A 25,164-nucleotide genomic window follows, 5' to 3' on the forward strand; every position below is an offset into this window, starting at 1 on the left:
CACCCCCGCCACGTGCGGGCTCGCCATGGAGCTGCCGCTGATGGTGTTCGTCCCGCTTCCGATCCAGGTGCTGGTGATGCTGCCGCCCGGCGCGTAGCCGTCCACGCAGCTGCCGTAGTTGGAGGTGGAGCGGCGCGCGTCGGTCTTTTCCGACGAGGCGGTGGTGAACACGGCCGCGGCGCTGGCCGGCGAGAAGCTGCACGCGTCGGCGTTGCTGTTGCCGGCGGCCACGGCCACGAACACGCCGGCGTTCGACAGGTTGGTGACCGCCGTGTTCATCGTGGCCGAGTAGCTGCCGCCGATGGACAGGTTGGCGACGGCCGGCTTCACGTGGTTGGTGCGCACCCAGTCGATGGCGGCGATGATGCCGCTGGTCGACCCACTTCCGTTGCAGTCCATCACCCGCAGGCCGCGCAGGTAGGCGCTCTTCGCCACGCCGTAGGTGGTGCTGCCGATGGTGCCGGCCACGTGCGTTCCGTGGCCGTTGCAGTCCGCGCCCGTGCCGCCGAAGGCGTCGTACACGTTGCGGGCGCGGGTGCCGAACTGCGGATGGTCGGCCTGGATGCCGGTGTCGAGCACGTAGGCGTAGACGCCCGCGCCGGTGCGGGTGTAGGTGTAGGTGCCCGAGAGGGGCAGCGCCCGCTGGTCGATGCGGTCCAGCCCCCAGGTGGCGCCGCTCTGCGTGGTGTACGTTTCCGCCGCCTGGTCCTGCTCCACCAGCGCCACCGCCGCGTGCTGGCGAAGGGCGTTCAGCTGTCCCGCGTTGAGCGTGGCGGCGAAGCCGTTGAGGGCCGAGGTGTACACGTGGCGCGGGCTGACCCCGGCCACGGCGGCGACGGCGCGCGGGTCGGCGCCCTCCTGCAGCACCACGATGTACGAATCGGCGATGCCCCGTCCCGCCGCCGCGGACAGCAGCGGCGCGGATTCCGGCGCGGCCGCCGTCGTGGGAGACTGGTCCGAGCACGCCGCGAGGGCGGCGGCGGCCAGCAGGGCGGCTGTGGGGCGGAACGGGAGCATGGCGCGTCCTTCCGGGGGTGAATCGCTGTGGGGCACGTTCTGCCGCAGGGATACTCCGGCGCAGAATGAGTCTTTCGCCGGGGGGGGCGAATGGCTCTTCCCGCGCGGGCGGGCAACGGAACGTGTCGGGATGACGGGACCGCGGTAAGGCACGTGTCGAGCCATGCGCGATGCTGGGCCTAAGCGTTGGCGCGCCAACGATGTTGCTGGAAGTGACACCTGGGTCGGCCGATGCGAGTTGGTGCAGCCCGAACCAAAACGGTGCACGAAATCGAACGCAAGGTCTACAAACGAGCGTTTCCATCCAGCGTGGCGCCGCCTCTCACGCGGTGGACTTGGATGCGCTTCCCTCCGTGCCTTCTGTGTGAGACCCTCCGAATCCGGAAAGGCGAAGCCCGCCCGGCGCACCAGGCGCCGGGCGGGCTTTCCATCAGCCGAGCCGAGGGATCAGGGCTTGGTCATGGTGAACGAGTACGAGCCGCTGCCGGTGTACGAGAGCACCTTCCAGTAGTAGTACCCGGCGGTGCCGCTGTACGTGATGGTCTCGTCCGGCGACGCCGTCTCGCCGCGCGCGACGATGCTCCACGCCGAGCCGTTCCACTTGAACAGCTGCAGGTCGAAGTCCACGCCCGAGGGCCCGTCCAGCACGCCCTTGTGGGTGCCCGACACCGTGCTCTGGTAGTAGGTGCCGTTCGGGTGGATGTCGGAGTCGCCGGCGCCGCTCAGGCTGCCGGTGTACGTGGTGCCGCCCGTCGGGGGAGGAGGCGTGGTGCCGCCGCCGAAGATGCTGTACAGCAGGCGGTTGGGCGAGCCGGTGCCGGCGCTCGTCACCTTGTTGGGCGTGGAGTTGTTGATCAGCGCGCTGGCCACGCTGGCCGGCGACGCCGTGGTGTTGCCCTGCAGGTACAGCGCGACCACGCCCGCCGTGTGCGGCGAAGCCATCGACGTGCCGCTGATGGTGTTGGTGGCCGACGTGCTGGTGTACCAGGCGCTGGTGATGTTGCTGCCCGGCGCGAAGATGTCGACGCAGCTGCCCCAGTTGCTGAACGACGAGCGGGCGTCGGTGTTGGTGGTGGAGCCCACCGTGATGGCGTTGGCCGCGCGGGCCGGCGACACGTTGCACGCGTTCTGGTTCTCGTTGCCGGCGGCCACGACCACCGTGACGCCCGCGTTGTGCATGCGGTTCACCGCGTCGTCCGTCGCCGTGCTGGCGCCGCCGCCCAGCGACATGTTGGCCACCGCCGGCTTCACGTGGTTGTTGGCCACCCAGTCCATGCCCGCGATCACGCCCGAGTTGCTGCCGCTGCCGGCGCAGTCGAGCACGCGCACGGCGTACAGCTTCACGCCCTTGGCCACGCCGTACGTGCTGCCGCCCACGGTGCCGGCCACGTGCGTTCCGTGCCCGTTGCAGTCGGTGGTGCCGCGTCCGTCACTGATGGCCGTGTAGCCCGACACCGCGCGCCCGCCGAACTCGTTGTGGGTGGTCAGGATGCCGGTGTCGACGATGTACGCGTTCACGCCCGCGCCGGTCGGCGTGTAGTTGTAGGTGCTGTTCAGCGGAAGGTCGCGCTGGTCGATGCGGTCGAGGCCCCACGTGGCGCCGCTCTGCGTGGCCGAGGCCGTGGTGAGCTGGTCCTGCTCGATGTAGCTGACGCCTTCCTGGCGCTGCAGCGCGTTCAGCTGGCCCGCGTTCAGGGTAGCGGAAAAGCCGTTGAGCGCCGCGGTGTACACGAAGCGCGGGCTCACGCCGGCGATGGCGGCCACGGAGTTGGGGTTGGCGCCGTCCTTCAGCACCACGATGTACTGTCCCTCGATGCCACGGCCCGGCGCCGCCGAAAGCAGGGGGGCGCCGCCGGGGGCGCGAGCCTCCGAGCCGGTGGGGGCCGAGTCGGAGCAGGCGGCCGCGAGGCCGAGCATGGCCACGGCGGCGAGGGGGGAGAGCGTGCGCTTCATCAGGGTCCTCCAACAGGGTGAATCGGCGACGGCGGGGGCGCCGTGCCGCGGAGACGGGCCGCGTTCGCGGCCCGGAATGCCCGTTCTGCAACAGCCCGTACCTCGACCGCCCAACAGGGGAGATAGCCGCCCGGGCGTGCTGCCCGCGACCGCCTGCTTCGAGAGGCGCCACACGTATCGAGTGGCCTTCCGTAAGGCACGCGGCGGGCCGCGTGCCTGAAATTGTTCAACTGCCTGCTCTCCAACGAGTTGAAGACTTTCACCGTCGGACGGAGCGCGGGAGGAACGATGCAGCTGCACCGGATTGGTGCACCGTTCCGGTGCGGATGCGCAACCGAAGCGCCTTCACATCCAGTCGGAAACGGATGGTGCACCGATCTCCACCCCCGTTGACGCCGCGGGGCACGGGCCGGAGATTCGTCCGGAGCCTCAGCCCATCCGCCCCACTGACGGAAAGAAATGACTCACACCTCCATCGAGCCCACGGTCACCTTCCTGCGCGAGCGCTTCACCCGCGCGCCGCACGCCATCCTGGTGCTGGGCAGCGGCCTGGGCGGCCTGGCCGACGAAATCGAGGACGCCGTGCGCGTTCCCTTCGACGACATCCCGGGCTTTCCCCGGCGCACCCAGGCGCTGGCGGGGCACGCGGGGCAGCTGGTCGCCGGGCGGATGGAGGGGGTGGAGGTGGTGGCCATGCAGGGCCGCTTTCACCTGTACGAGGGATGGAAGCCGTCGGACGTGGCGCTGCCGGTGCGCGCCTTGGCCTCGCTGGGCGCCCAGTCCATGCTGCTGACCAACGCGGCGGGGGGAATTCGCCCCGGCTTCGTCCCCGGCGACCTGATGCTCATCGCCGACCACCTGAACCTGATGTTCCAGAACCCGCTGATCGGCGAGACCTTTCCGGGCGAGACGCGCTTTCCCGACATGTCGGACCCGTACGACGCCGGCTTCCGCCGCGCGGCCGAGGAGGTGGCGCGCGAGCTGAAGATCCCCGTCACCCAGGGCGTCTACGCCGGGCTGCTGGGCCCCACCTACGAAACCCCGGCCGAGGTGCGCATGCTGGGCCGGCTGGGCGCCGACGCGGTGGGAATGTCCACCGTGCCCGAGGTGATCGTGGCACGGGCCATCGGGGTGAAGTGCCTGGGAATCTCGTGCATCACCAACCTGGCCGCGGGGCTCAGCGGGCAGGCGCTTTCGCACGACGAGGTGATGGAGGTGGGCGCGCAGGTGCGCGAGCGGCTGGTGGCCCTCGTCCGCGGCGTGCTTCCCCGCATCGCCCCGCTGAACCTGGCCTCCGAAGCCGCCAGCTGACGGGGGGGATTCATTCCCGGATCGCGCGTCGTTATCTTCCAGGAGCTTCGCCGCTGAAACCCGGCGGCGAAGCTTTCCGTACCCGCTTCCGTTCCGCGCATCCGCGCGCCCCGTTCGTCCCCTTCCCCTCGCGGCACGTACAAGGAGAACCTGATGGGCACCAACGACACCATCATCGCCATGACGGCCATCGTCATGGGATTGCTTACGATCCTGATCCCCATCACCGGCCTGACGGCGCGGTTCGCCCTGAAGCCGCTGATGGAGGCGCTGGCCCGGTATCGCGAAATGCAGGGGCAGGACCAGGCCCAGCAGCTGCTGGAGCGGCGCATGGCACTGCTGGAGGAGCAGCTTCACGGGATGGACCGCTCCATCCGCGACCTGGTGGACGAGTCGGACTTCCGCCGCCAGCTGGAGGGCGGCCGCACGCGGCAGGCCCTTCCTGTCTCGCGCATCGTCGCCGAGCCGCAGCCGGCGATCGCCGCCGAGGCGCTGCTCGCCGAGCGCTGATCCGCCCGAGAGCCGATCGAAGAAAGGCCCGTCGCTCCCCGGAGCGGCGGGCCTTTTCACGTCCGGGAACTTCGGATCGACGGAGAGCGGGACGTGACTCTTGCGGGCCGGACCAGCACAACGTAAAATCGCGTTGAGAATCGTTCTCAATCTCAACCCTACTCTGCGCGATGCGTCGGATCACCATAGCTGGACTCGGATGTTTGCTGTGCGCCGCCCCCGCGGCGGCCCAGGCTCCTCTCTCCGCCGTCAGCTCCGGAGCGGCGGAATGGGCGCCGGCGAAGGGCGACACCGCGACCGTCATCCACTTTTCCATCCGCCCGCAGCCGCTGGCGGATGCGCTGCGTGACTATGCCCGCCAGACGGCGCTCCGCGTTCGCGTGGACGTGGCGGCGGCCTCGGCCGGGCGGCAGGCGTCCGGCGTTTCCGGCTCGCTGACCGCGGCCGAGGCGCTGCGACGGCTGCTGGCCGGCACCGGGATGACGCCGCACTTCACCGACCGCGAAACGGTGGTCGTCACGGGGAGCGCGGCGGCGGGCGAGGGCGTGTACACGCTCACCACCCTCACCGTCGTGGGCCAGCGCAGCCGCGGGTACGGCGCGCCGCGCAGCAGCACCGCCACGCGCACCGACACGCCGCTGCGCGACACGCCGCAGTCCGTGAGCGTGGTGACCGCCGACGTCATCGCCGACCAGTCCATGCAGGGGATGGCCGACGTGGTGCGCTACGTTCCCGGCGTCACCATGGGCCAGGGCGAGGGGCACCGCGACGCGCCCACCATCCGCGGCAACGCCACCACCGCCGACTTCTTCGTCGACGGGGTGCGCGACGACGTGCAGTACCTGCGCGACGTGTACAACGTGGAGCGGGTGGAGGCGCTGAAGGGGAGCAACGCCATGACCTTGGGGCGGGGCGGCGGCGGCGGCGTGCTCAACCGCGTCACCAAGGAGCCGCGCTGGGCGCCCACGCGCGTGTTCACCGTCGAGGGCGGCTCGCACGACCACCGGCGGGCCACGGTGGACCTGGGCCAGGGCTTCGGCGCGCTGGCGCTGCGCTTCAACGGGATGTATGAGGACTCGGAAGGCTTCCGCGACACCTACCAGCTTCGCCGCTACGGGCTGAACCCCACGCTGGCGCTGGCTCTGGGCGCGCGGACGACGGTGCAGGCCGGGTACGAGTACTTCAACGACGACCGCACCGTGGACCGGGGGATCCCCTCGTTCCAGGGCCGCCCGTCCACCGCGCCCATCACCACCTTCTTCGGCAACCCCGACTCCAGCTATGCGACGGCGCGGGTGCGCGCCGGCAGCGGGTTCGTGGAGCACGTGCTTCCCGGCGGGTGGACCGTGCGCAACCGCACGCGTGTGGCGGACTACGACAAGGACTACCTGAACAGCCTGCCCGGCGCGGTGAGCGCGGACGGCGCCAACGTCACGCTCTCCGCCTACGGCAACACGACCGAGCGGCGGAACGTCTTCAACCAGACGGACGTCACCTGGGAGGTGGGCACCGGCGCGCTGCGGCACACGCTGCTGGCGGGCGCCGAGGTGGGGCGGCAGGAAACGGAGAACTTCCGCCGGACGGGCTACTACAACGACGCGGCCACCTCCTTCACGGCGCCGTTCAGCGCGCCGACGGTGGCCACGCCCATCACCTTCCGGCAGAGCGCGTCCGACGCCGACAACGGCACCACGGCCTCGGTGACGTCGTTCTTCGTGCAGGACCAGCTGGAGATTTCGCGCCACCTGCAGGCCATCGCCGGCATGCGCTGGGAGCGCTTCGACATCGACTTCCGCAACAACCGCAACGGCGAGGAGCTCAGCCGCCGCGACGAGTTGGTGTCGCCGCGCGCGGGGCTGGTGTTCAAGCCGGTGGAGGCCGCGTCGCTGTACGGCAGCTACAGCGTGTCGTACCTGCCCAGCTCGGGGGAGCAGTTCAGCTCGCTGAGCGCCACGTCGAGCACGCTGGAGCCCGAGCGGTTCACCAACCGCGAGGTGGGCGCCAAGTGGGACGTGCGCCCCGGCTTTTCGCTGACCACGGCGCTGTACGCGCTGGACCGCACCAACACCACGGCGCCGGACCCGACGGACCCCAAGAAGGTGGTGCAGACGGGCGGGCAGCGCACCACGGGCGTGGAGTTCGGCGCCTCGGGGAACATGACGTCGGCGTGGCAGGTGGTGGGCGGCGCCACCTTCCAGCGGGCGAAGATCACCAGCACCACCTCGGCCGCGCCCGAGGGCCGGCGGGTGCCGCTGGTGCCGGAGCGCACGCTGTCGCTGTGGAACCGGCTGCAGGTGCACCCGTCCATCGGGCTGGGGCTGGGCGTCATCCACCAGACGGAGATGTTCGCCGCCATCGACAACACGGTCACGCTCCCCGGCTTCACCCGCGTGGACGGCGCGCTGTTCGTGCGCCTGGCGCCGCTGCTCAGCGCGCAGGTAAACGTGGAGAACGTGTTGGACGAGCGCTACTACGCCACGTCGCACGGCAACAACAACATCATGCCGGGCGCCTCGCGCACCCTGCGCCTGACGCTGACCACACGCCGCTGAGCCGGTGGGCTGGTTGACGGTGAGCGGCCGGTCCCCACGCGGGACCGGCCGCTTTCGTTAGGGGTTCCAGGGGCGGGTGAACCCGCGGCTGGAAAAGCGGAAAGCCCCGACACAGGCCGCTGCGCGTCCTGTTCGGGGCTTCACCTGCACGCACCTCCCCATCTGCCGACGCGCACCTGTCATCCCGACGGAGCGGTCACGGCGAACTCGCCCATACACCAAGGATCGCAGCGACCGAGGGATCCGCCACACACCTCGGGCGCGCCCCACGAACTTCCACACACGAGGACAAGCCAGTCCGCGCAGGCGGACTTCGTGTGTTTGTTGCAGCGAATTCATTCGCCCGACGGAGCCGGGGCTTGGGTGTGGACCTCTTGATTCACCGGCTCCCGGGCTTGGACGCAGCCGAGTCGACAGTGCATCGCGCGAGGTGTGTGGCGGATACCTCAGTCGCTGCAAAGCCTGGTGCTGCCGCGACTTGGAAGTGGCCGCTCCATCGGGGTGACATATCGCGCTTCGGCAGGTGTGGTGCGCGTGCGGGTGAAGCCCTGGACGGGACGCGACAGCGGCCCGGGCCGGGGCTTTCCGCCGTTCCAGCCGCGGGTTTACCCGCCCCTGGATCTCCCGCCCTGGATCTACGCCGTACGGGTTTACCCGCTTCGGGACGGGGTGCCCGCCGCGGGATCGGTGCGTCACGCGCGTTGTGTGGCGGATCCCTCGGTCGCTGCGGTGTACGGCGTACGGGCAGGTGCCTCGTGGCCGCTCCGTCGGGATGACAGCGGCCCGCATCGGCAGGCGGGGACGCGCCTACGGGCAGGCGCCTCGTCAACCCGCCGCGCCCTCTTGCCGCGAATCCGCGCGAGACGCACTTTCGCCTCATGAGGCTTCCGCTGTTTCCCCTTCCCGTGGTGCTGTTTCCCGGCGCGCCCATGCCGCTGCACGTGTTCGAGCCGCGCTACCGGCAGATGGTGGCGCGCTGCGTGGAGGGCGACGAGCGGTTCGGGCTGATCTACCACGATCCGGACTGCCACGGCCCGTTCAGCACCGAGAACGGGGGCGTGGGATGCATCGCGCACATCGTGAAGTTCCAGCCCCTCCCCGACGGCCGGTCGCTGCTGCTGATCCGCGGCGTGGAGCGCTTTCGCGTGGAAGACGGCATCGAGTCCGGCGCCCCGTACTGGGAAGCGCTGGCCGCCCCGTACGAGGACGAGCGGGAGGACCGCCGCGGGCTGGTGCCGCGCCGCCAGCGCTCCATCGACCTCTTCTACCGCGTGCTGGAAGAGGTAGTGAAGTACAAGCAGCCGTTCCCCGAGATCGATCCCGGCATGGAAACGGCCTTCCAGATCGCGCAGGCCATCCGCATCGACCCCGGGTGGCAGCAGGACCTGCTCGTGTCCCGGCGCGAGCGCGACCGCCTGGGACAGCTGGACGAGCTGCTGCGGCTGGTGCTGGACGCCGGCACCCTGGACGGCACCCGCGAGGACCCGCCGTTCCCGTTCTGATCCGGGGCGCGACTGTGGTGTACGAAGCCGTCCCGCACGCCTGAAGTCCCCATCCCCGAGCAGCGATGCCCATCTCGCGCAGATCGTTCCTGGCCCACGCCGCCCTCGCGGCCGCGGGCGCCTCCCTGCCCCGCGCCCTCTGGAGCGGCGCCTCGCCGCCGCTCGCCGCGAATGACCGCGCGCGCCTGGCCGAGTGGCTGCGCGTGCTGTGCGCCGAGGGCGTCGGCCGCCCCGGCGCGCCCTTCGGCCCGGCGGTGGCGCGCGCGGCCGAGCTGGCCCTGGGCCTTCCCTACGCGGCGTACACGCTGGAGCAGTACCTGGCGTACGGCGGAACGCCGCGGGACGAGCCGCTGACACTTCACCTGTCCAGGTTCGACTGCGTGTCGCTGGTGGAGTCGGCCATCGCCGTGGCGCGCACCGCGGCGGCGGGGCCGGGCCAGGGGTGGGAGCGCTTCGCGCGCGAGGTGGAGCGGATGCGCTACCGCAGGGGCGAGCGCCGTGGCTTCGCCAGCCGCCTCCACTACTTCAGCGAGTGGATGGCCGACGGCGCCCGGCGCGGCCTGGTGCGCGACCTGGGGCCCGAGCTGGGCGGGGTGCGCGACGAGCGCCCGCTGCGCTTCATGACCGAGCACCGGGCCAGCTACCCCGCCCTGCGCGACGAGGCCACGTTCGCCGCCGTCGGGCGGATGGAGCGCTCGCTGGACAGCGCGCCCCGCTGGCGGGTGCCGGCGGACCGCATCGTCCAGGTGCAGGACCGCATCCACAGCGGCGACGTGCTCGCCTTCGCCACGGCCATCCCCGGGTTAGACGTCACGCACACGGGGCTGGCGTACCGCGACGGCGACGGCGTGCTGCGCGTTCTTCACGCGCCCCTTTCCGGCGGCGCGGTGGAGGTCAGCCGCACCACGCTTCCCGAGTACGTATCCGCCATCCGCCGCGCGACGGGCATCCTGGTGGCGCGCCCCCTGCGCGGCTGATCCCGGGATCGGCCCAAGCCGAACGCAGCCGCCGAGTCTCGCGAAGCGCATCCGCCCTCCCCACGGCGGGTACGCTTTTCGTTTTCCGCCGCCGTTCCCTGCCGGAGACGGGTAGCAGGACGACGCTCCGCCCACCATCTGTTTCCGAAAATTCGGAAGAACTCCTTCCGAATCTCCCGCCGTCCACATCGCGGGCCCAAACCCTTGCGGTGCCGGGGACGGAGCGCTAACAACAAGGCAGAGGTTACGCGTGGTCCTGCCCGGCCGCATCCCCCGGCCGTTTCCCGAGGCACCCGCGCCAACCTGCTCGCCGTTCCCGGCGCGGGGCGGAGCGAGACTCACCGCATTTCCAGGAGAGACCCACACATGCGCCTATTTCGTCCGCGCCGCTGGCTCGGCGCGACCATCCTGACGCTGCTCGCCGCACTGGCCCCGGCGCGAGCCGCGGCACAGCAGGCGTACACGCTCGTCGGGAGCGTGGTCGACGCGACCACCGGGGCCCCGCTCGCCGACGTGAACGTGCAGCTGCGCCAGGGTACGCAGAACAACGGGCCGCGCACGGTGACCGACGCCACCGGACGGTTCACGCTGCGGGCCACGGTGGCCCCGGGCACGTACACGCTGAACTTCTCGCAGATCGGCCGCGGCGGCGCCAGCCGCACCGTGACGCTGGCGGGCGACGCGGCCGTGCAGGTGGGCCGCGTCCAGCTGGCCACCACCGTGCTGCAGCTCGAGGAAGTGGTGGTCACCGGCACCGGCGCGCCCGTGGAGCGGCGTGAGCTGGGCAACACCGTCGCCAGTGTCTCGGGCGAGGCCATCAGCCAGGCCCCGGGCGCGCAGACGGTGGACCAGGCGCTGCAGGGCAAGGTCGCGGGTGCGCTGATCACCGAGAATTCGGGCCAGCCGGGCGGCGGCGTGAGCATCCGCCTTCGCGGCACCAACACCATCCTGGGCAACGCCGAGCCGCTGATCGTCATCGACGGCGTCATCATCAACAACACCTCCGAGGCGCTGATCGGCCTGGGCGCCAACGCCACCCGCGGCAACGCGGCGCTGACGAACCGCCTGTCCGACATTCCCCCCGGCGACATCGAGCGGGTGGAAGTCCTCAAGGGTGCCGCCGCGGCCGCGCTGTACGGCTCGCGCGCCAACGCCGGCGTCATCCAGATCTTCACCCGGCGCGGGCGGCACGGCCGTCCCCAGGTGACGTTCCGCACCGAGATGCAGGCGGTGAACACCAACCGCCGCCTGGACCTGAACCAGGTGCCCGTGGTGAACCGCGGCGACGTGGCGGCGAACCCGGCGCTGAAGCTGGGCGAGAGCATCGAGCGCTACGACATCCAGGACCAGGTGTTCCGCACGGGGTACGGCACCAGCAACGAGCTGTCCATCTCCGGCGGCAACGAGGGCACCAGCTACTACATGTCGGGCCAGTACAGCGACGAAGAGGGCGTGCTGAGGGCCACCGACTTCAGCCGCATGGGCGGCCGCGCGCGCCTGACCCAGCGGGTGTCGGACTGGCTGGAGGTGGGCACCAACATCACCTACCTGCGCAGCCGCACCAACCTGGTGCCCGAGGGAGAGCAGACGCAGGGGATCCTCACCAGCATCATCTTCACGCCCACCTACTTCAACCCGGCGTTCAACGCCCAGACGGGCGCGTACCCGTACAACCCAATCTTGGGCAACAACCCGTTCGACATCATCGAGAACTGGATCGCGCAGACGCAGGTCACGCGGTTCCTGGGCAACGTGCAGGCGACGGCCACGCCCCTCTCGAACCTGACCATCACCTACCTGGCGGGGCTGGACGACGGCCGCCAGGAAGACACGTACCTGCAGCCCCGCGGCGCCCGCCTGAACTTCACGGGCGAGATCCAGAACCCCATCCGGCAGGCCAGGCAGCTGAACAGCGACCTGACGGCCAACTACGAGTCGTCGGTGGCGGGGATGGGCCTTACGAGCACCGTGGGCATGCGCTACACCGAGGAGCGCATCAACACCGTGCGGGCGGCGGCGTCGGAGCTTGCCCCCGGCCAGCGCACCATCACCGGCGCCGTGCAGGTGGCGTCGCAGGGCATCACCGAGCAGCGCACCCTGGGCGGCTTCATCCAGGAGCGCCTGGACATCGCCGACCGCGTCTTCCTGACCGGCGGCCTGAACCTGGAAGGCTCGTCTGCGTTCGGGGCCGACGCGCGGTGGCAGATGTACCCGCGCATCAGCGGCTCGTGGGTAGTCGACGAGCAGCCCGGCTTCGCCACGGGCCCCCTGAGCCGCGCCCTCACCGGGCTGCGCCTGCGCGCCGCCTACGGCGAAACGGGCGGGCCGCCTCCGGGGGCGTACCTGAACCAGGTGACGTACGTCAACGTGAACTACGGCGGCCGCCCCGGCCTGCGCCCCAACCTGCTGGAGCCCAACCTGGGCCTCCGGCCGGAGCGCCAGCGCGAGTGGGAGGCGGGCTTCGACGCGTCGGCGCTGAACGACCGCGTGTCGCTGGAGTTCAGCTACTACGACAAGGTGACCAGGGACGTGGTGCTGAACCTGACGCTGGCTCCCACCAGCGGCTTCCAGTCCGGGTTCCGCAACGTGGGCACCATCAGCAACCGCGGGGTGGAGCTGTCGCTGAACACGCAGAACGTGGAGCGCCCCGGGTTCTCGTGGAACACGCGCCTGCTGTACGCGCGCAACCGCAACAGCGTCGACCAGCTGTACGAGGGCACCGACACCCTGTTCTTCCCGGGCGGCGGCTACCCCAACGCGGTGATCAAGGGCCAGCCCATCGGCGTGTTCTACGGCGTGACGTACCAGCGCGACGCGCAGGGCAACCGCATGCTCACCGGCGTGGGGCCCAACGGGGGAGCCGTTCCGCGCCGCTACCGCACGTGCGTGCGCCCCGCCGGCTGCCCGGCGCTGGCCGACTCGTCGTTCGTGCAGCGGATCATCGGCGATCCCAACCCGGCTTTCACCGCCTCGCTCCAGAACTCGTTCAGCATCAGCGGGCTGGAGATCGGCGTGCTGCTGGACGGCCGGTTCGGCAACGACGTGATGAACTTCACGCGGCGCAGCAGCGACTTCTTCGGCTCGTCGCCGCGCGCCGGCGGCGAGGCGGTGGGCGACACCATCGTGGGCACGTACGCGCGCAACGCCGAGCGCAACGGGCTTCACGAGGAGTACGTGGAGGACGGCAGCTTCGTGAAGCTGCGCGAGGTGGCGCTGGGCTACCGCTTCGACGCGCCGTGGGTGCGAACGGTGGGCGCCAGCGAGATCGGGCTGCGGCTGGCCGCGCGCAACCTGCACACCTGGACCAACTACTCCGGGCTCGATCCCGAGGTGAACATGTTCTCCGCGCACACGGTGGCCCGGGGGCTGGACTTCGCGACCACGCCCATTCCGCGGACGTTCGTGCTGAGCCTGGACTTCAACTTCTAAAGGCGCCGAGGATGACCAACCGATTTCTTTCCACGCGCCTTGCCTCCCGCGCGATGCGCACGGCCGTGTTCGCCGCCCTGGCGCTCGGCGCCGGGGCGTGCAGCCTGGACCTGACGGACCCCAACGCCCCGGCCGAGGAGGAGGTCCTGAACTCGCCGCAGCTGGTGCTCACCACGGCCGTCGGCATCCAGGCGCAGTACGCCGACAACCTGCACCTCTTCGTGCGCGCGCCCGCGCTGGTCACGGACGAGTGGAGCACCAAGCCGCTGGCCCTGGAGGCCGACCGCTCGCTGGTCACCGGCAACGTGGACTACAGCTACGGCGTGGTGTCGGGGCCGTTCGAGGCGGCGTACCGCCTGGCGCGCACGGCCGACGTGCTGATCGAGGCCGCGCCGCGCGTGGGCCTGAGCTCCGGGACGCAGGCGGGCACGGTGGCCCTGGCCCACACCCTCAAGGCCATGGCGATCGGCCACCTGACCACGCAGTACCGCGACCTGCCGGCCGACTACGACCCCGACGGCGCCGTGATGCTGCCGCGCGAGCAGGTGCGCGACACGGTGATCGCGCTGCTGGAGCTGGCGCGGGCCACGCTGGCCAACGTGCCGGCCGACAGCCTGTCGCAGTTCAACACCACGGTGCTGCAGACCAACGGGCTGAACCTGCCCAACACCATCAACGCCATGCTGGCGCGGTACTACCTGTTCGACGGGCAGCACCAGCAGGCGATCGACGCGGCCAACCGCGTGCCGCAGAACTCGCTGTCGCAGTTCCTGTATCCCAATCCGTCGTTCAACCCGGTGTGGAACTACGGGCTGACCCTGAACTACGTGGGCACGCGGCGCGAGTTCTTCGTGGAGGCGCGCGACGGCGACACGCGCCCGGCGTACTGGGCCACCCGCACCTCGGGGCTGGCTGGTATTCCCGACTCGGCGTTCGCGTTCCGCAGGTACGGAAACCGGAACGACCCGTTCCCGGCGTACCTGCCCGACGAGATGCGGCTGATCCGGGCCGAGGCGCTCGTTCGCCTGGGCAACCTGCCCGCGGCCCGCGACCTGGTGAACGCGGTGCGCACGCAGTGCTCGTCGAGCGTGGATGAGCCGCTGGCCTGCCAGCCCGCGCTCGCCGTCACGGCCCTGGACACCGAGGCCGAGCTGATGGCGGAGATCCTCTACCAGCGCCGGTACGAGCTGTACGCGCAGGGCGTGCGCTGGGAAGACCTGCGCCGCCTGGCGGCCTACACCACGGAGAAGGCGACGATCGAGTTCCTCCCGACGCCGCGCGACGAGTGCATCCGCAACCCCAACGCGGGCTGCTGATCGTCCTTCGGCGGAGAGCATGAAACGAGAGGGGCGCGCCCACCGCGGGCGCGCCCCTCTCGTTTGCGCACTTCCCCGGAGCGGGTAAACCCGCGGCTGGGAAAGCGGAAAGCCCCGACTCGGGCCGCTGGCACGTCCCGCTCGGGGCTTCACCTGCACGCGCTCCCAACCGTCCGAAAGCGTGCCGGACTGGCTCCCTTCCCCCGCGGCAGTTTGCGGGGGAAGGGTTGGGGATGGGGGGCGCCGGCCCGAGCACCGGACCCCGCTCCAAGCAGCCGAAATCTGAAGTGTACCCCCTCTCCCACGCTGTTTGTGGGAGAGGGTGGCACGCGTGTCAGCGCGGCCGGGTGAGGGCCCCACGGCAGCCGAGGCCTCGGGTTCAATGACCGCTGCCGCGCCCTGGCTTGTACGCGCCCCGGGCTAGATCCTTCGGCCCGCGAAGGACGGGGGGCGTGCAGGTAAGATGCGCCTGGGCCTCAGGATGACAGGCTATCGGTGCTTGCAGTGCTGCCGGTGCTCCCGGTCACCCCGGCTGCAGGCCCGTGAGCAGCATCATGGATGCGAACAGCGTCAGCAGCAGGGCGCCCAGGATGGTGTGCCAGCGCGGGGTGCGGACGAGCAATCCGCTGAGCGCCAGCGCGGCGAAGACGATCTCGAACGGGCGCTCGGCGGTGAACACGGGGTCGCCCTGCACCAGCACGTTGCGAAGCGCGCTCGTCAGCGGCAGCGCCAGGGCGATGCCGAAGAACCACGGGCGGTTCTCCTCGTAGTGCGCCTGCAGCGACAGCTCCCCTTCCTTGTCGAAGTCAGGCAGCACCAGCACCGACATCAGGAACAGCAGCACCGGGCCCACCAGGAAGGCCAGGAAAGCAAAGAAGTTTCCCTCCACCTCCTCGCCGTACCCCAGGTTGCCCCACCAGAACTGCACGTGCGCCAGGAACACCAGCAGCACGGCCATCAGCGTGGGTGCGTACATGCTCACCCGCCGCCGCGCGACGACGAGCTTTCCCGTCCCCGAAAGCAGGTGCGAGATCCCCAGCCCCACCACGATGGACACGAGGACGGACAGGTACTCGGTTGGATTCAAGGGCATCGGGCGAGGCGGGGGGAGGTTGATCGAGGCACGACATCATAATCCGCTCACGCCCCCGCCGCACAGGGCCTGGGGCAAACGGCAAACGGCTGCGCGATCTGCGCAGCCGTTCGTCGTCCCAAACCCGGGGCGCCGCTCAGAGCGGGCGCTCGAAGATCCGGTAGCGCTTGTACTGGCGGGCGCCCAGCTTGTCCATGGCCGTGCACATCTCGTGATTGTCTTCCAGGATCCACGACGCTTCGCCGGCCACGAACCCGTTCTTTTCCGCCACCTCCAGCCCACGCATGTACACCGCCGTCCCCAGCCCCGAGGCCTGCAGCCCCGGCTTCATCCCCAGGGTCATGATGCGCAGCGTGTTGATCTTGCGCTTGTGCCAGAGGAACCTGGCCAGCCCAATCGGGACGCCGTAGCGAAAGAGCCGGCCGTCGGGCAGGTGCTTGAGCGCCTGGTTCAGGTCCGGCAGCGCGAGAAGGAAGCCGATCGGCTCGCCCTCCGGCGTTTCGGCGAGCAGGCACAGCTCGGGGTTCACCACGGGCTTCAGCTCGCTGGCCATGTGCGCGAACTCGGCCTCGGTCATGGGCACGAAGCCCCAATTGCGCGACCACGCGGCGTTGTACACCTCCTGCACCCGCGCCACCTCGGCCTTCAGGTCCTTCATGCGCAGGGAGCGGATGGTGGCGCCCATGCGCTTGGCCAGCCGCTTCATTCCCGCCTGCACGCGCTCCGGCACCTGGTTGCTGGGAATCCAGTACGCCACCAGGTCCTTGGCCTTGCTCCACCCCGCCCCCTCCAGCAGCCGGCCGTAGTAGGGCGGGTTGTGCGACATCATCACCGTGGGCGGCGTGTCGAAGCCGTCCACCAAAATGCCGGGCGACGAGGACTCGTCGTTCGTGGAGAAGTTGAAGGGCCCCATCACGCGGTCCATCCCCCGCCCCCGCAGCCACTCCGCGGCCGCGTCCAGCAGCGCCGTGGCGGCCTCGGGGTCGTCGCGGCACTCGAAGAAGCCGAAGGTCCCCGTCTTCTCGTCGTGGAACTGGTTGTACTGGTGGTTCACGACGGCGGCGATGCGCCCCGCCATCACCCCGTTGCGCTCGGCGGCGAAGTAGGCCACGTCGGCGTGCTGGTGGAACGGGTGCTTCTTGCGGTCCAGCACCGGCTCCAGCGCCAAGCGAAGGGGCGGGACCCACTGGGGATCCCGCCCGTTCACCGTCCACGCAAAGTCCACGAACGGGCGCAGCGACTGGCCCGGGGCGATCTCGCGGACGCGCACCCCGCCAGCCGTCGCAACCGGAGCGGCCGTGCTCACGCCCCGCCTCCGACGAGCCCCAGCTGCCTGCCCACCCGGCCGAAGGCGTCGAGCACCTGGTCCAGCTGATCGACCGTGTGCGTGGCCATCACCGAGGTGCGCAGCCGGCACGAGTTCTCGGGAACGGCGGGGGGGAGCACCGGGTTGGTGAACACCCCGGCGTCGAACAGGGCGCGCCAGAAGATGAAGGTGCTCTCCATGTTCCCCGACGCCACCGGGATGATGGGCGTCTCGGAGCCCACGGTGTCGAAGCCCAGCGACTGCAGGCCGCCGCGCAGGTAGTGGGCGTTCTTCCAGAGCTGCGTGCGGCGCTCGGGCTCGCGCTGCATCACGTCCAGGCAGGCCAGCACCGTGGCCACGGCCGAGCCGGGCATGCTGGCGCTGAAGATCAGCGGGCGGGCGTGGTGCTTCAGGTAGTGGATCACGTCTTCCGGCCCCGCCGCCGCGCCGCCGATGGAGGCGAACGACTTGGAGAAGGTGATCATGGTGAGGTCCACCCGGTCCTGCAGGCCGAAGTGCTCGGCCGTGCCGCCGCCGTTGTCGCCCAGCACGCCGACGGAGTGGGCGTCGTCCACCAGCAGGCGGGCGCCGTACTCGTCCTTGATCTCCACCAGCGTGGGAAGGTCGACGATGTTCCCCTCCATGCTGAACACGCCGTCGGTGGCGATGAGTACGCCGTTGGCGTCGCGGTGCCGCTCCAGCACGCGGCGCAGGGCGCCCATGTCGCCGTGCTGGTAGCGCGCCAGCTCGCCGGCGGCCAGTTGCGCGCCGTCGAGCAGCGAGGCGTGGTTCAGCCGGTCCTGCACCACCAGCGAGCCGCGGGTGACCAGGCCGTTGATGATGCCCAGGTTGGTCTGGTAGCCGGTGCTGAACACCAGCGCCGACTCGGCGCCCATCAGGGCGGCCAGGCGGGTTTCCAGCTCCTCGTGGATGTCGAGGGTGCCGTTCAGGAAGCGGCTGCCGGTGTTGCCGGAGCCGTAGCGGGCCAGCGCGTCGCGGGCCTTTTCCAGCACGTACGGGTGATGGGTGAGGCCCAGGTAGTTGTTGGAGCCCACCATGATCTTGGTTTCGCCCCGGATCACCACCTCGGTGTCGTGCGACTCCTCGATCGGCTGGAAGTACGGGTACAGCCCGCGGTCCATCATCTCCCGCGCCGCCGTGAACCGGCGGCACTTGTCGAAGAGGTCCACGGTACGCCGCACCGTCTCCTCGATCGTCGCCATCAAACCCATCCCTGTTCCAGGTACCACTGAGCCGTGCGCCGGATGCCCTCCGCGAGCGGAGTGGCGGTTCCGGGCGGGATCAGCGCGTCCAGCCCCGTGAGATCGCAAAGCCAGGCCGGCGCAAGCATCTCTTCGGCCTTTTCGCGATTGAATACGCCAATGCCGCCGAACCAGCCGGCCACCGTGCCCGCCGCCCTCACCCCCGCGGGGGGAAGCTTCAGCCGCACGGGCCGGGTGCCCATCTCTGCCGCGATGGCGCGTACGATGTCGCCCCACGGATGCTCCACGGGCTCGGCGACGGGGTACGTGCCGGGGGGCGCGTCGGCCGCGTTCGCGAGCGCGGCGGCCAGGTCCTCCACGAAGACCATGTGGGTGCGCAGCTCGGGGCCCGCGGGGGCGGGCGCCAGCCGTCGCTTCACCAGCCGGAAGTAGGGGAGGAGGGCTTTGTCGCCGGGGCCGTACACGGGCGGGGCGCGCAGGATGGCGGCGCTCGTGCCGCCCGCCAGCTCGCCGCCGACCACCGCCTCGCCCTGCAGCTTGGTGCGTCCGTACGTGGAAACCGGCCCGGGCGTTTCGTCCACCCGGCGCGGGCGGCCGTGGAGCGCCGGGCCGCAGGCCGCGTACGAGCTCAGGTACACCAGCCGCCGCGGGGGCGGCGTCGCCGCGTTGGTCCCGCGCACCACGTTGCGGGTGCCGTCGACGTTAGCGCGGACGTACGCGGCTTCGCCCCGGGCGGCGGTGACGGCGGCAAGGTGAAAGACGGTGTCGGCACCGCTGGCGCCCTCGCGCAGCGCCCCCTCGTCGTCCAGGCTGCCCCGGACGCGCTGGGCGCCCACCTCGTCGAGCACGCGCGTGTCGCTGCCGCCGCGCACCAGCGCGCGCACCGTCCATCCGGACCGGGCGAGCCGGCGAACCAGGTGGCCGCCGACGAAGCCCGTGGCGCCGGTGATCAGTGCGGTTCGGCTCATTGGAACAGGGCAGCAATGTGCGGCGAATCCGCCGGATGCGCAACGCCGCCGCCGGACGCCAACAAGAAAGAGGACCGGGCGGGCCCCGCCCAGATCCTCTTCGCGCCGCTCATCGGCGCATCCCAAGCACTGCAGCCACCCCTCGGCTGGCCGCAAACCTAGCCGCGGCGCGGGGTTGTGTCAACCCGGAAGGGGCCTTTCCGCAACCCCGCGCCCGGCCGAAAGCCGGCCCTAGCGGCGCGTCATGCGCTCGGCCATCTGCAGCGCGGCGTGCAGGTTCACCACCCCGCCCGTGCCGGAAAGCTGGGCGAAGGGCACACGCTCGTCTTCGCTGCCGGGGCGCACCACGCTGAGCCCCTCGAAGCGCGTGGCCGACTCCATGATGATCTGGCGCACCTGCGCCGCCGTCAGCTCCGGGTAGTACGACAGGATCGTCGCCGCCACGCCGGCCACCACGGGCGCCGCCATGCTGGTGCCGTCGTTGCGCTGGATCTCGCCGTCCGGCACGGTGGACAGGATGGCCACGCCCGGGGCGAACACGTCCACCAGCTGCTCGTCGTAGTTGCTGAACGAGGCTGCCAGGTGGTCGCCGCCCTGCCACGACGCGGCGCCCACCTCGATCCAGTTGGCCGCACGTCGCCCGCCGTGCAGCAGCGGCGTGGGAAAGTTGGGGTCTTCGCTCAGGTCGGCGCCGTCGTTGCCGGCGGCATGCACCAGCAGCACGCCCTTTTCCTCGGCGTAGCGGACGGCGGCGTCCACCAGCTCCTTCTGCGGCGAGAACGACTTGCCGAAGCTCATGTTCACCACGCGGGCGCCGTTGTCGACGGCGTAGCGGATGGCGTTGGCCACGTCCTTGTCGCGCTCGTCGCCCTGCGGCACCGCGCGCAGCGACATGATGCGCACCGCCGGGGCGATGCCGTCGATCCCCTGCCCGTTCCCGCGCTCGGCCGCCACGATGCCGGCCACGTGCGTGCCGTGCCCGGCGTCGGGCCCCTCGTACTGGTTGTTGCCGTAGCCGCGCTCGGTGGGGTTGCGCGGGTCGTCGCCCACGACGTTGCGCGGGTCGAACTCGGGGTTCAGCGAGAACCGCACGCCCGCCTCGGTGCTTTCGCGCGCCTCGACCACGCGCTCCAGCGAGTAGCCCAGCCCGGCGAAGTGAAGGAAGATCTGCCGCGCCTGCTGCCCCATCTGGTCCTTGGGGCTGAACAGCGTCACCGCGCTCGCCGTGAGGGCGGTGGTGCCCATCTCGCGCTTGAGGATGGTTTCCGCCTGGCGCAGCGTTTCTTCGGCCTGCCGGATGGCGCCGAGCGTCTGCTCCTCCTCCGCCCGGCGCCCCTCGAAGTCGGCCTTTACGCGGCGCCACAGGGCGTAGTCCGCACGGTCGGCCGCGGGGATGGAGGCCGAGTCGGCGTCCTGGAAGCGCGGGCGGAGCTGCGCGTACAGGCGCGTGACCTCGTACGTGTCTTCCTTGACGTTCCGCCCGTCGCGCCCGCCGATGAAGTTCCACCCGTGGACGTCGTCGACGTAGCCGTTGCGGTCGTCGTCGCGGCCGTTGCCCGGCACCTCGCGGCGGTTGGTCCACAGCACGCCGTCCAGATCGGGGTGGTCCACCTCTACCCCGCTGTCGATGATGGCGACGATGATCGTGTCGCGCACCTGGCGGGGGGCCAGCAGCTCGCGGTGGGCGCGCTCGGCGCTGATCCCCGGCACGCGGTCGGCGGCGGGGTCCAGCAGGTGCCAGTTGCGCGCGGCGCTGTCGGCCGGCGCGGCCTGCGCGTGCACGGCCGCCGGAACGGACGCCAGCGCGAACCCGGCAAGGAGAACGGGGCGAATGAGCTTCATGACACCATCGATGACGGGAGGTGGTTCAGTCGGGACCGGCCAGCCAGTACCCGGAACGGGAGGAAAAGAGCCATCACGCCTGCGCGTCCAGCCAGCGGAGGGCTTCGGCGATGCGGCGGTGAAGCTCGGTCTGCGCGAAGAGCACGGCCGGATCGCGCTGGCGCACCTGCACGAAGCGGGCGGCGTTCTCGTCCGCCTCGGCCGAGCCGGACACCAGCGCCCCCGCCTGGCTCACGAAGCCGCGGGCCTGGTCGCGCGTCACCGGCTCGTCCTCCGACAGCGCCGCGTCGATGGACGAGATCAGCCCCGAAAACGGGCGCAGCCAGGCGAAGAACGGGTCCTCGAGCAGCGCCTGCAGCAGCTGCATGTTGGAGATGGGCCCCGTGCGCTGCTCGTACAGGGGGCGCTCGCTGTCGATCAGCGCCTTGTGAAGCCGCAGCAGGTGGCGGCGCACCTCTACCAGGTGGTCGCGAAGCGGGTCCGGGGGACGTCGGGCGCGAAGAGCCATGCGAGAGAGGTTTTTGGGGTGTGGGTACGTACGTTTCTGCGCCCGGGACGAAAGAAGCGCGCCGACCGTCCGTCAGGCTCCGTCGGCCGTGGCGAAGAAGGCGGCGATGCGTTCGATGCCGGCGCGAAGGTCGTCGGGCTCCGCCACCCACGAGAGCCGCAGCCACCCTTCGCCGCGGTCGCCGAAGGCGCGCCCGGGCGTGGCGACCACTTGGTGCGCCTCCAGCAGCGCCTCGGCGGCGGCGAGCGAATCGTGCTCCAGCGCCATCGGCAGGCGCACCATGCAGTAGAAGGCGCCCTCCGGCCGCACCCAGCCGATGCCGTTGCGCTTCATCAATCCCGCCACCACCTCCAGCCGTTCGGCGTAGTGCGCGCGGTGCGCGCCCAGGTTGGCGGGATCGGCGAAGACTTCACGCGCCACTGTCTGGGAGAAGGTGCTCGCGGCCGTGTTCACCAGCTGGTGCACCTTGGTGGCGGCGGCGATGGCTTTCGGATCCCCCACCAGCCATCCCAGGCGCAGGCCGGTGAGGGCGTTGCTCTTGGAAAGCGAGCCGGCGACGAGCGCGTACGGCCACAGCTGCCCGATGGAGGGGGGCGGTTCCGCGGTGAAATACAGCTCGCGGTACACCTCGTCCGAAAGCACCCACACAGGCGGACCGGGGCGCGCCGCCAGCCCGCCGGCCAGGGCGCGCAGCTCCACCTCCGGCCAGACGCGCCCGGTGGGGTTGTTGGGCGAGTTGAGGATGATCATCCGCGTCGCGGGCCCCATCGCCGCCAGCACGCGCGCGGCGCTGGGGCGAAAGCCGTCGTCCCCGCTCAGCGCCACCGTGCGGTGCCGGATCCCTTCCAGCGCGCACAGCTTGGGATACGCCAGGTAGCACGGCTCCACGATCAGCGCCTCGTCGCGCGCCGGGTCCAGCACGGCCTTGATGGCCAGGTACAGCGCCTCTTCCGAGCCGACGGTGATCACCACGTTCTCCGCCGCGCCGCGGTCCGGAAAGCCGTGGTAGGCGGCCACGGCGGCGCGCAGATCGATGTAGCCGGCGTTGGGCGAGTACGGGCAGCCCTCCCGGCGCACGCGCTCCGTGGCGGCCTCGAAGTAGCGGGCGTCGGGCTTCAGCGTGGGCTCGCCCAACCCCAGGTCGATGTCGCCCGGCTTCTTGCGGGCGTTCAGCTCGCGGATCAGCGAGGGGGCGATGCCGGACAGGACGGGGTTCATCCGTCGAACCAGCGGCGAAGGGCCCCGTAGCAGTGCTCCAGGGAATCGATGGACGCCCACTCGCCGGCCTGGTGGGCCTGCGCCGTCTCGCCCGGACCGAAGTTGACGGCGGGGATGCCGCTGGCGGTGAAGCGCGCCACGTCGGTCCACGCCTGCTTGGGCATCACCTTCAGCTTTTCCGCCCGGCACCAGTCCGCCAGCAGGGGATGGTCGGCGTGGACGTCGCCCGCCGGCGCGCTGTCGGTCACCTCCACGTCGGCCAGGTCGCCGACCATCGCGCGCAGCTCGGCCTCGGCGTTCTGGGCCGTGTTGCCGGGGGCGAAGCGGAAGTTGACGTTCAGCTCCACCGCGTCGGGCACCACGTTGCGCGAGTTGTGGGTGACGGCTGCGGTAGCGACGATCACCTCGTAGAAGCAGAGATCGCCGAACTTCACCGCGCGCCGCTCGAACGCACGCAGCCGCTCCAGCACGGGAATGGCGCGGTACAGCGCGTTGTCGCCCTGCCAGGGGCGGGCGCTGTGGGCGCGGGTGCCGCGCACGGTGACGGTGGCGTGGATGAGGCCCATGCAGCCGGGCTGCACCCCCTGGTCCGTGGGCTCCAGGATGAAGGCGAAGTCGATGGGCGGCAGCACGCCGCTTTCCAGCACCGGCCCCAGTCCGTTGCCCTCCGCCGGTCCTTCCTCGCCGTCGTAGAAGATCCACAAGGGCCGCGCGCGCCCCAGCTCGCGCCAGCGGTCCAGCAGGCCCAGCATCACGGCGAGACCGGACTTCATGTCGCTCGAACCACAGCCGTACACCTTGCCGGCGCGGATCTCCAGCGGCTGTCCCTCGGCGCACTTCACGGTATCGACGTGGCCCACCAGCGCAACGACGGGCTCGCCGGGGCGCTCGTCCCTGCCGTACGGCTCGCAGATCACGGAGTTGCCGATGCGCGTGACCACCCGGGCGCCGGCGGCCTGCACGCACCGGTGGTGAATCCACGAGGCAATTTCGTCCTCGTGGCACGTTTCGCTGGGGATGGCGCACAGCTCCAGCGTCAGCCGCGCCAGCTCGTCCCTGATTTCCTCACTCAAACGGCTACACCCCTGCGGGTTTCGTGATTCGGATGCGGATCGAGGAGGCCCCTCCCCCGGCCCCTCTCCCGCACGGTACTGCTGTGCGGAGGGGGGAGAAGTCGAGCGCGCCTCGGCGGCTTCGGCGCAGTCCCCGGCTGCCCTCTCCCCCGGCCCCTGCTCCCGCAAGCGGGAGAGGGGAGAACTGCATCCGGATGAGGCTGGCTGCCGAGGATGCCCTGGGCGCCCCCCTCTCCCAGCCTCTCCCCCGCAAACTGCGCGGGAGAGAGGAGTCAACCTGGTGCTCGTGACGGGCTGCCGGAGCACTTCCCGGGAAGCCCCCTCCCCCCGGCCCCCTGCCCCCGCTTCGCAGGGGAGGGGGAGACCTGACGATGTCCAGGCGCGCCACAGACCTCGACTCACTCCACGGCACGCCAGTCCGCGAAGGCGGACTTCGGGCCGTTGTTGCCGCGGTTTCAACCGCCCGTGCAGGGGTTGAGACGCCGCCTCACACCTGCACGTTGAACGTCCGCAGCACGTCGTTCAGCGAGGTCTTCTTGTCCGTCGACGCCTTCCGCTTGCCGATCAGCAGGGCGCAGGGGACGTGGAAGGTGCCCGCCGGGAACTCCTTGGGCAGCGTGCCGGGGATGACCACGGAGCGCGCCGGGATACGCCCCTTGGTGATCACCGGCTCCGGGCCCGTCACGTCCACGATGGGGGTGGATGCGGTGAGCACCACGCTGGCGCCGAGCACCGCCTCTTCCTCGACGACCACCCCCTCCACCACGATGCATCGCGACCCGATGAACGCGCCATCCTCCACGATCACCGGCGAAGCGCCGGGCGGCTCCAGCACCCCGCCGATGCCCACGCCGCCGGACAGGTGCACGCCCCTGCCGATCTGCGCGCACGAGCCCACGGTGGCCCACGTGTCCACCATCGTCCCGGCGCCCACGTACGCGCCGATGTTCACGTAGCCGGGCATCACCACGCACCCCGGCTCCAGGAAGCTGCCGTAGCGGGCCACGCCGGGCGGCACCACGCGGATGCCCTGCGCCTGCAGGTCGGACTTCGTGCGGATCTTGTCGTAGAAGTGCAGGTCGCCGGCCTCCATGGGCTCCAGCGGCCGCAGGGCGAAGTACAGCAGGATGGCTTCCTTGACCCACGCGTTGACGTGCCAGTCGCCGTCGCGCTTTTCCGCCACGCGCACCTCACCGCGGTCCAGCAGGGCGATCACCCGCTCCACCGCCTGCGCCGTCCCCGCGTCCTTCAGCCGCTCGCGATCCTGGTACGCCTCCGAGACCAGCCGCTCCAAGTCCTGCATCCGCTCCTCCCGTAGTGATCCGCCGGTTGCCGGCGCGCAACGTACTGCCGGGTCCATGCCCGC

18 protein-coding genes are annotated in these 25,164 nt (G+C 70.8%); 7 read left to right on the top strand and 11 right to left on the bottom strand.

Features of this window, described 5'->3' with window-relative positions; translation table 11 throughout:
- Together VGB24_RS16345 and VGB24_RS16350 are read right to left on the bottom strand one after the other, a co-directional pair.
- Positions 1 to 1,017 (bottom strand): S8 family peptidase (locus tag VGB24_RS16345; RefSeq protein WP_331074013.1); only part of this gene is annotated, 1,017 nt, incomplete at its 3' end.
- A 447-nt stretch (positions 1,018 to 1,464) separates the two neighbouring features.
- Entirely contained in the window at positions 1,465 to 2,970 is a 1,506-nt protein-coding gene (locus VGB24_RS16350) for a S8 family peptidase (RefSeq protein ID WP_331074014.1), read from the bottom strand.
- A gap of 459 nt (positions 2,971 to 3,429) precedes the next feature.
- On the opposite strand from VGB24_RS16350, the gene VGB24_RS16355 reads away from it, so the two are divergent.
- The 7 genes from VGB24_RS16355 to VGB24_RS16385 all read left to right on the top strand — a co-directional run bounded on the left by VGB24_RS16355 (position 3,430) and on the right by VGB24_RS16385 (position 14,567).
- On the top strand, positions 3,430 to 4,281 hold the full coding sequence (locus VGB24_RS16355; RefSeq protein WP_331074015.1) for a purine-nucleoside phosphorylase: 852 nt from the start codon (positions 3,430 to 3,432) through the stop codon (positions 4,279 to 4,281).
- A 153-nt stretch (positions 4,282 to 4,434) separates the two neighbouring features.
- Complete coding sequence (locus VGB24_RS16360; RefSeq protein WP_331074016.1) at positions 4,435 to 4,791, top strand: hypothetical protein; 357 nt, start codon at positions 4,435 to 4,437, stop codon at positions 4,789 to 4,791.
- Between the two features lie 203 nt (positions 4,792 to 4,994).
- Positions 4,995 to 7,343, top strand: a complete 2,349-nt coding sequence (locus tag VGB24_RS16365) for a TonB-dependent siderophore receptor (RefSeq protein ID WP_331074017.1) — start codon at positions 4,995 to 4,997, stop codon at positions 7,341 to 7,343.
- Between the two features lie 878 nt (positions 7,344 to 8,221).
- The gene (locus VGB24_RS16370; protein ID WP_331074018.1) at positions 8,222 to 8,845 is read left to right on the top strand and encodes an LON peptidase substrate-binding domain-containing protein; all 624 of its coding nucleotides are present in this window, start codon (positions 8,222 to 8,224) and stop codon (positions 8,843 to 8,845) included.
- 65 nt (positions 8,846 to 8,910) lie between these two features.
- Positions 8,911 to 9,822: an N-acetylmuramoyl-L-alanine amidase-like domain-containing protein gene (locus VGB24_RS16375; RefSeq protein ID WP_331074019.1), complete on the top strand. Its 912-nt coding sequence runs from the start codon at positions 8,911 to 8,913 to the stop codon at positions 9,820 to 9,822.
- Between the two features lie 366 nt (positions 9,823 to 10,188).
- Positions 10,189 to 13,251, top strand: coding sequence for a SusC/RagA family TonB-linked outer membrane protein (locus tag VGB24_RS16380; protein ID WP_331074020.1), 3,063 nt, complete (start codon positions 10,189 to 10,191; stop codon positions 13,249 to 13,251).
- A gap of 11 nt (positions 13,252 to 13,262) precedes the next feature.
- A complete protein-coding gene (locus tag VGB24_RS16385; RefSeq protein WP_331074021.1) occupies positions 13,263 to 14,567 on the top strand; it encodes a RagB/SusD family nutrient uptake outer membrane protein in 1,305 nt (434 codons plus the stop codon).
- 523 nt (positions 14,568 to 15,090) lie between these two features.
- Here the strand turns inward: VGB24_RS16385 and VGB24_RS16390 are convergent.
- The 9 genes from VGB24_RS16390 to VGB24_RS16430 form a co-directional block, all read right to left on the bottom strand.
- On the bottom strand, positions 15,091 to 15,660 hold the full coding sequence (locus VGB24_RS16390) for a hypothetical protein (RefSeq protein ID WP_331074022.1): 570 nt from the start codon (positions 15,658 to 15,660) through the stop codon (positions 15,091 to 15,093).
- A gap of 136 nt (positions 15,661 to 15,796) precedes the next feature.
- Positions 15,797 to 16,966, bottom strand: coding sequence for a hypothetical protein (locus tag VGB24_RS16395; RefSeq protein ID WP_331074023.1), 1,170 nt, complete (start codon positions 16,964 to 16,966; stop codon positions 15,797 to 15,799).
- Complete coding sequence (locus VGB24_RS16400) at positions 16,963 to 18,156, bottom strand: aminotransferase class I/II-fold pyridoxal phosphate-dependent enzyme (protein ID WP_414676730.1); 1,194 nt, start codon at positions 18,154 to 18,156, stop codon at positions 16,963 to 16,965. The genes VGB24_RS16395 and VGB24_RS16400 overlap by 4 nt, the downstream gene beginning before the upstream one ends.
- Before the next feature lie 32 nt (positions 18,157 to 18,188).
- On the bottom strand, positions 18,189 to 19,157 hold the full coding sequence (locus tag VGB24_RS16405; protein WP_331074025.1) for an NAD-dependent epimerase/dehydratase family protein: 969 nt from the start codon (positions 19,155 to 19,157) through the stop codon (positions 18,189 to 18,191).
- A 231-nt stretch (positions 19,158 to 19,388) separates the two neighbouring features.
- Positions 19,389 to 20,999 (bottom strand): S8 family peptidase, encoded by a 1,611-nt coding sequence (locus tag VGB24_RS16410; RefSeq protein WP_331074026.1) that lies wholly within the window; start codon positions 20,997 to 20,999, stop codon positions 19,389 to 19,391.
- Between the two features lie 73 nt (positions 21,000 to 21,072).
- Positions 21,073 to 21,507 carry a hypothetical protein gene (locus VGB24_RS16415; RefSeq protein WP_331074027.1) on the bottom strand — a complete coding sequence of 145 codons (435 nt, stop codon included), beginning with the start codon at positions 21,505 to 21,507 and terminating at the stop codon, positions 21,073 to 21,075.
- 72 nt (positions 21,508 to 21,579) lie between these two features.
- Positions 21,580 to 22,725, bottom strand: coding sequence for a pyridoxal phosphate-dependent aminotransferase (locus tag VGB24_RS16420; RefSeq protein WP_331074028.1), 1,146 nt, complete (start codon positions 22,723 to 22,725; stop codon positions 21,580 to 21,582).
- Entirely contained in the window at positions 22,722 to 23,798 is a 1,077-nt protein-coding gene (gene dapE, locus VGB24_RS16425) for a succinyl-diaminopimelate desuccinylase (RefSeq protein ID WP_331074029.1), read from the bottom strand. Before dapE ends, VGB24_RS16420 begins: the two co-directional genes overlap by 4 nt.
- A 487-nt stretch (positions 23,799 to 24,285) precedes the next feature.
- The gene (locus tag VGB24_RS16430; protein WP_331074030.1) at positions 24,286 to 25,101 is read right to left on the bottom strand and encodes a 2,3,4,5-tetrahydropyridine-2,6-dicarboxylate N-succinyltransferase; all 816 of its coding nucleotides are present in this window, start codon (positions 25,099 to 25,101) and stop codon (positions 24,286 to 24,288) included.
- Positions 25,102 to 25,164 lie beyond the last annotated feature (63 nt).

Source organism: Longimicrobium sp. (genome assembly GCF_036399935.1).
GTDB lineage: Bacteria > Gemmatimonadota > Gemmatimonadetes > Longimicrobiales > Longimicrobiaceae > Longimicrobium.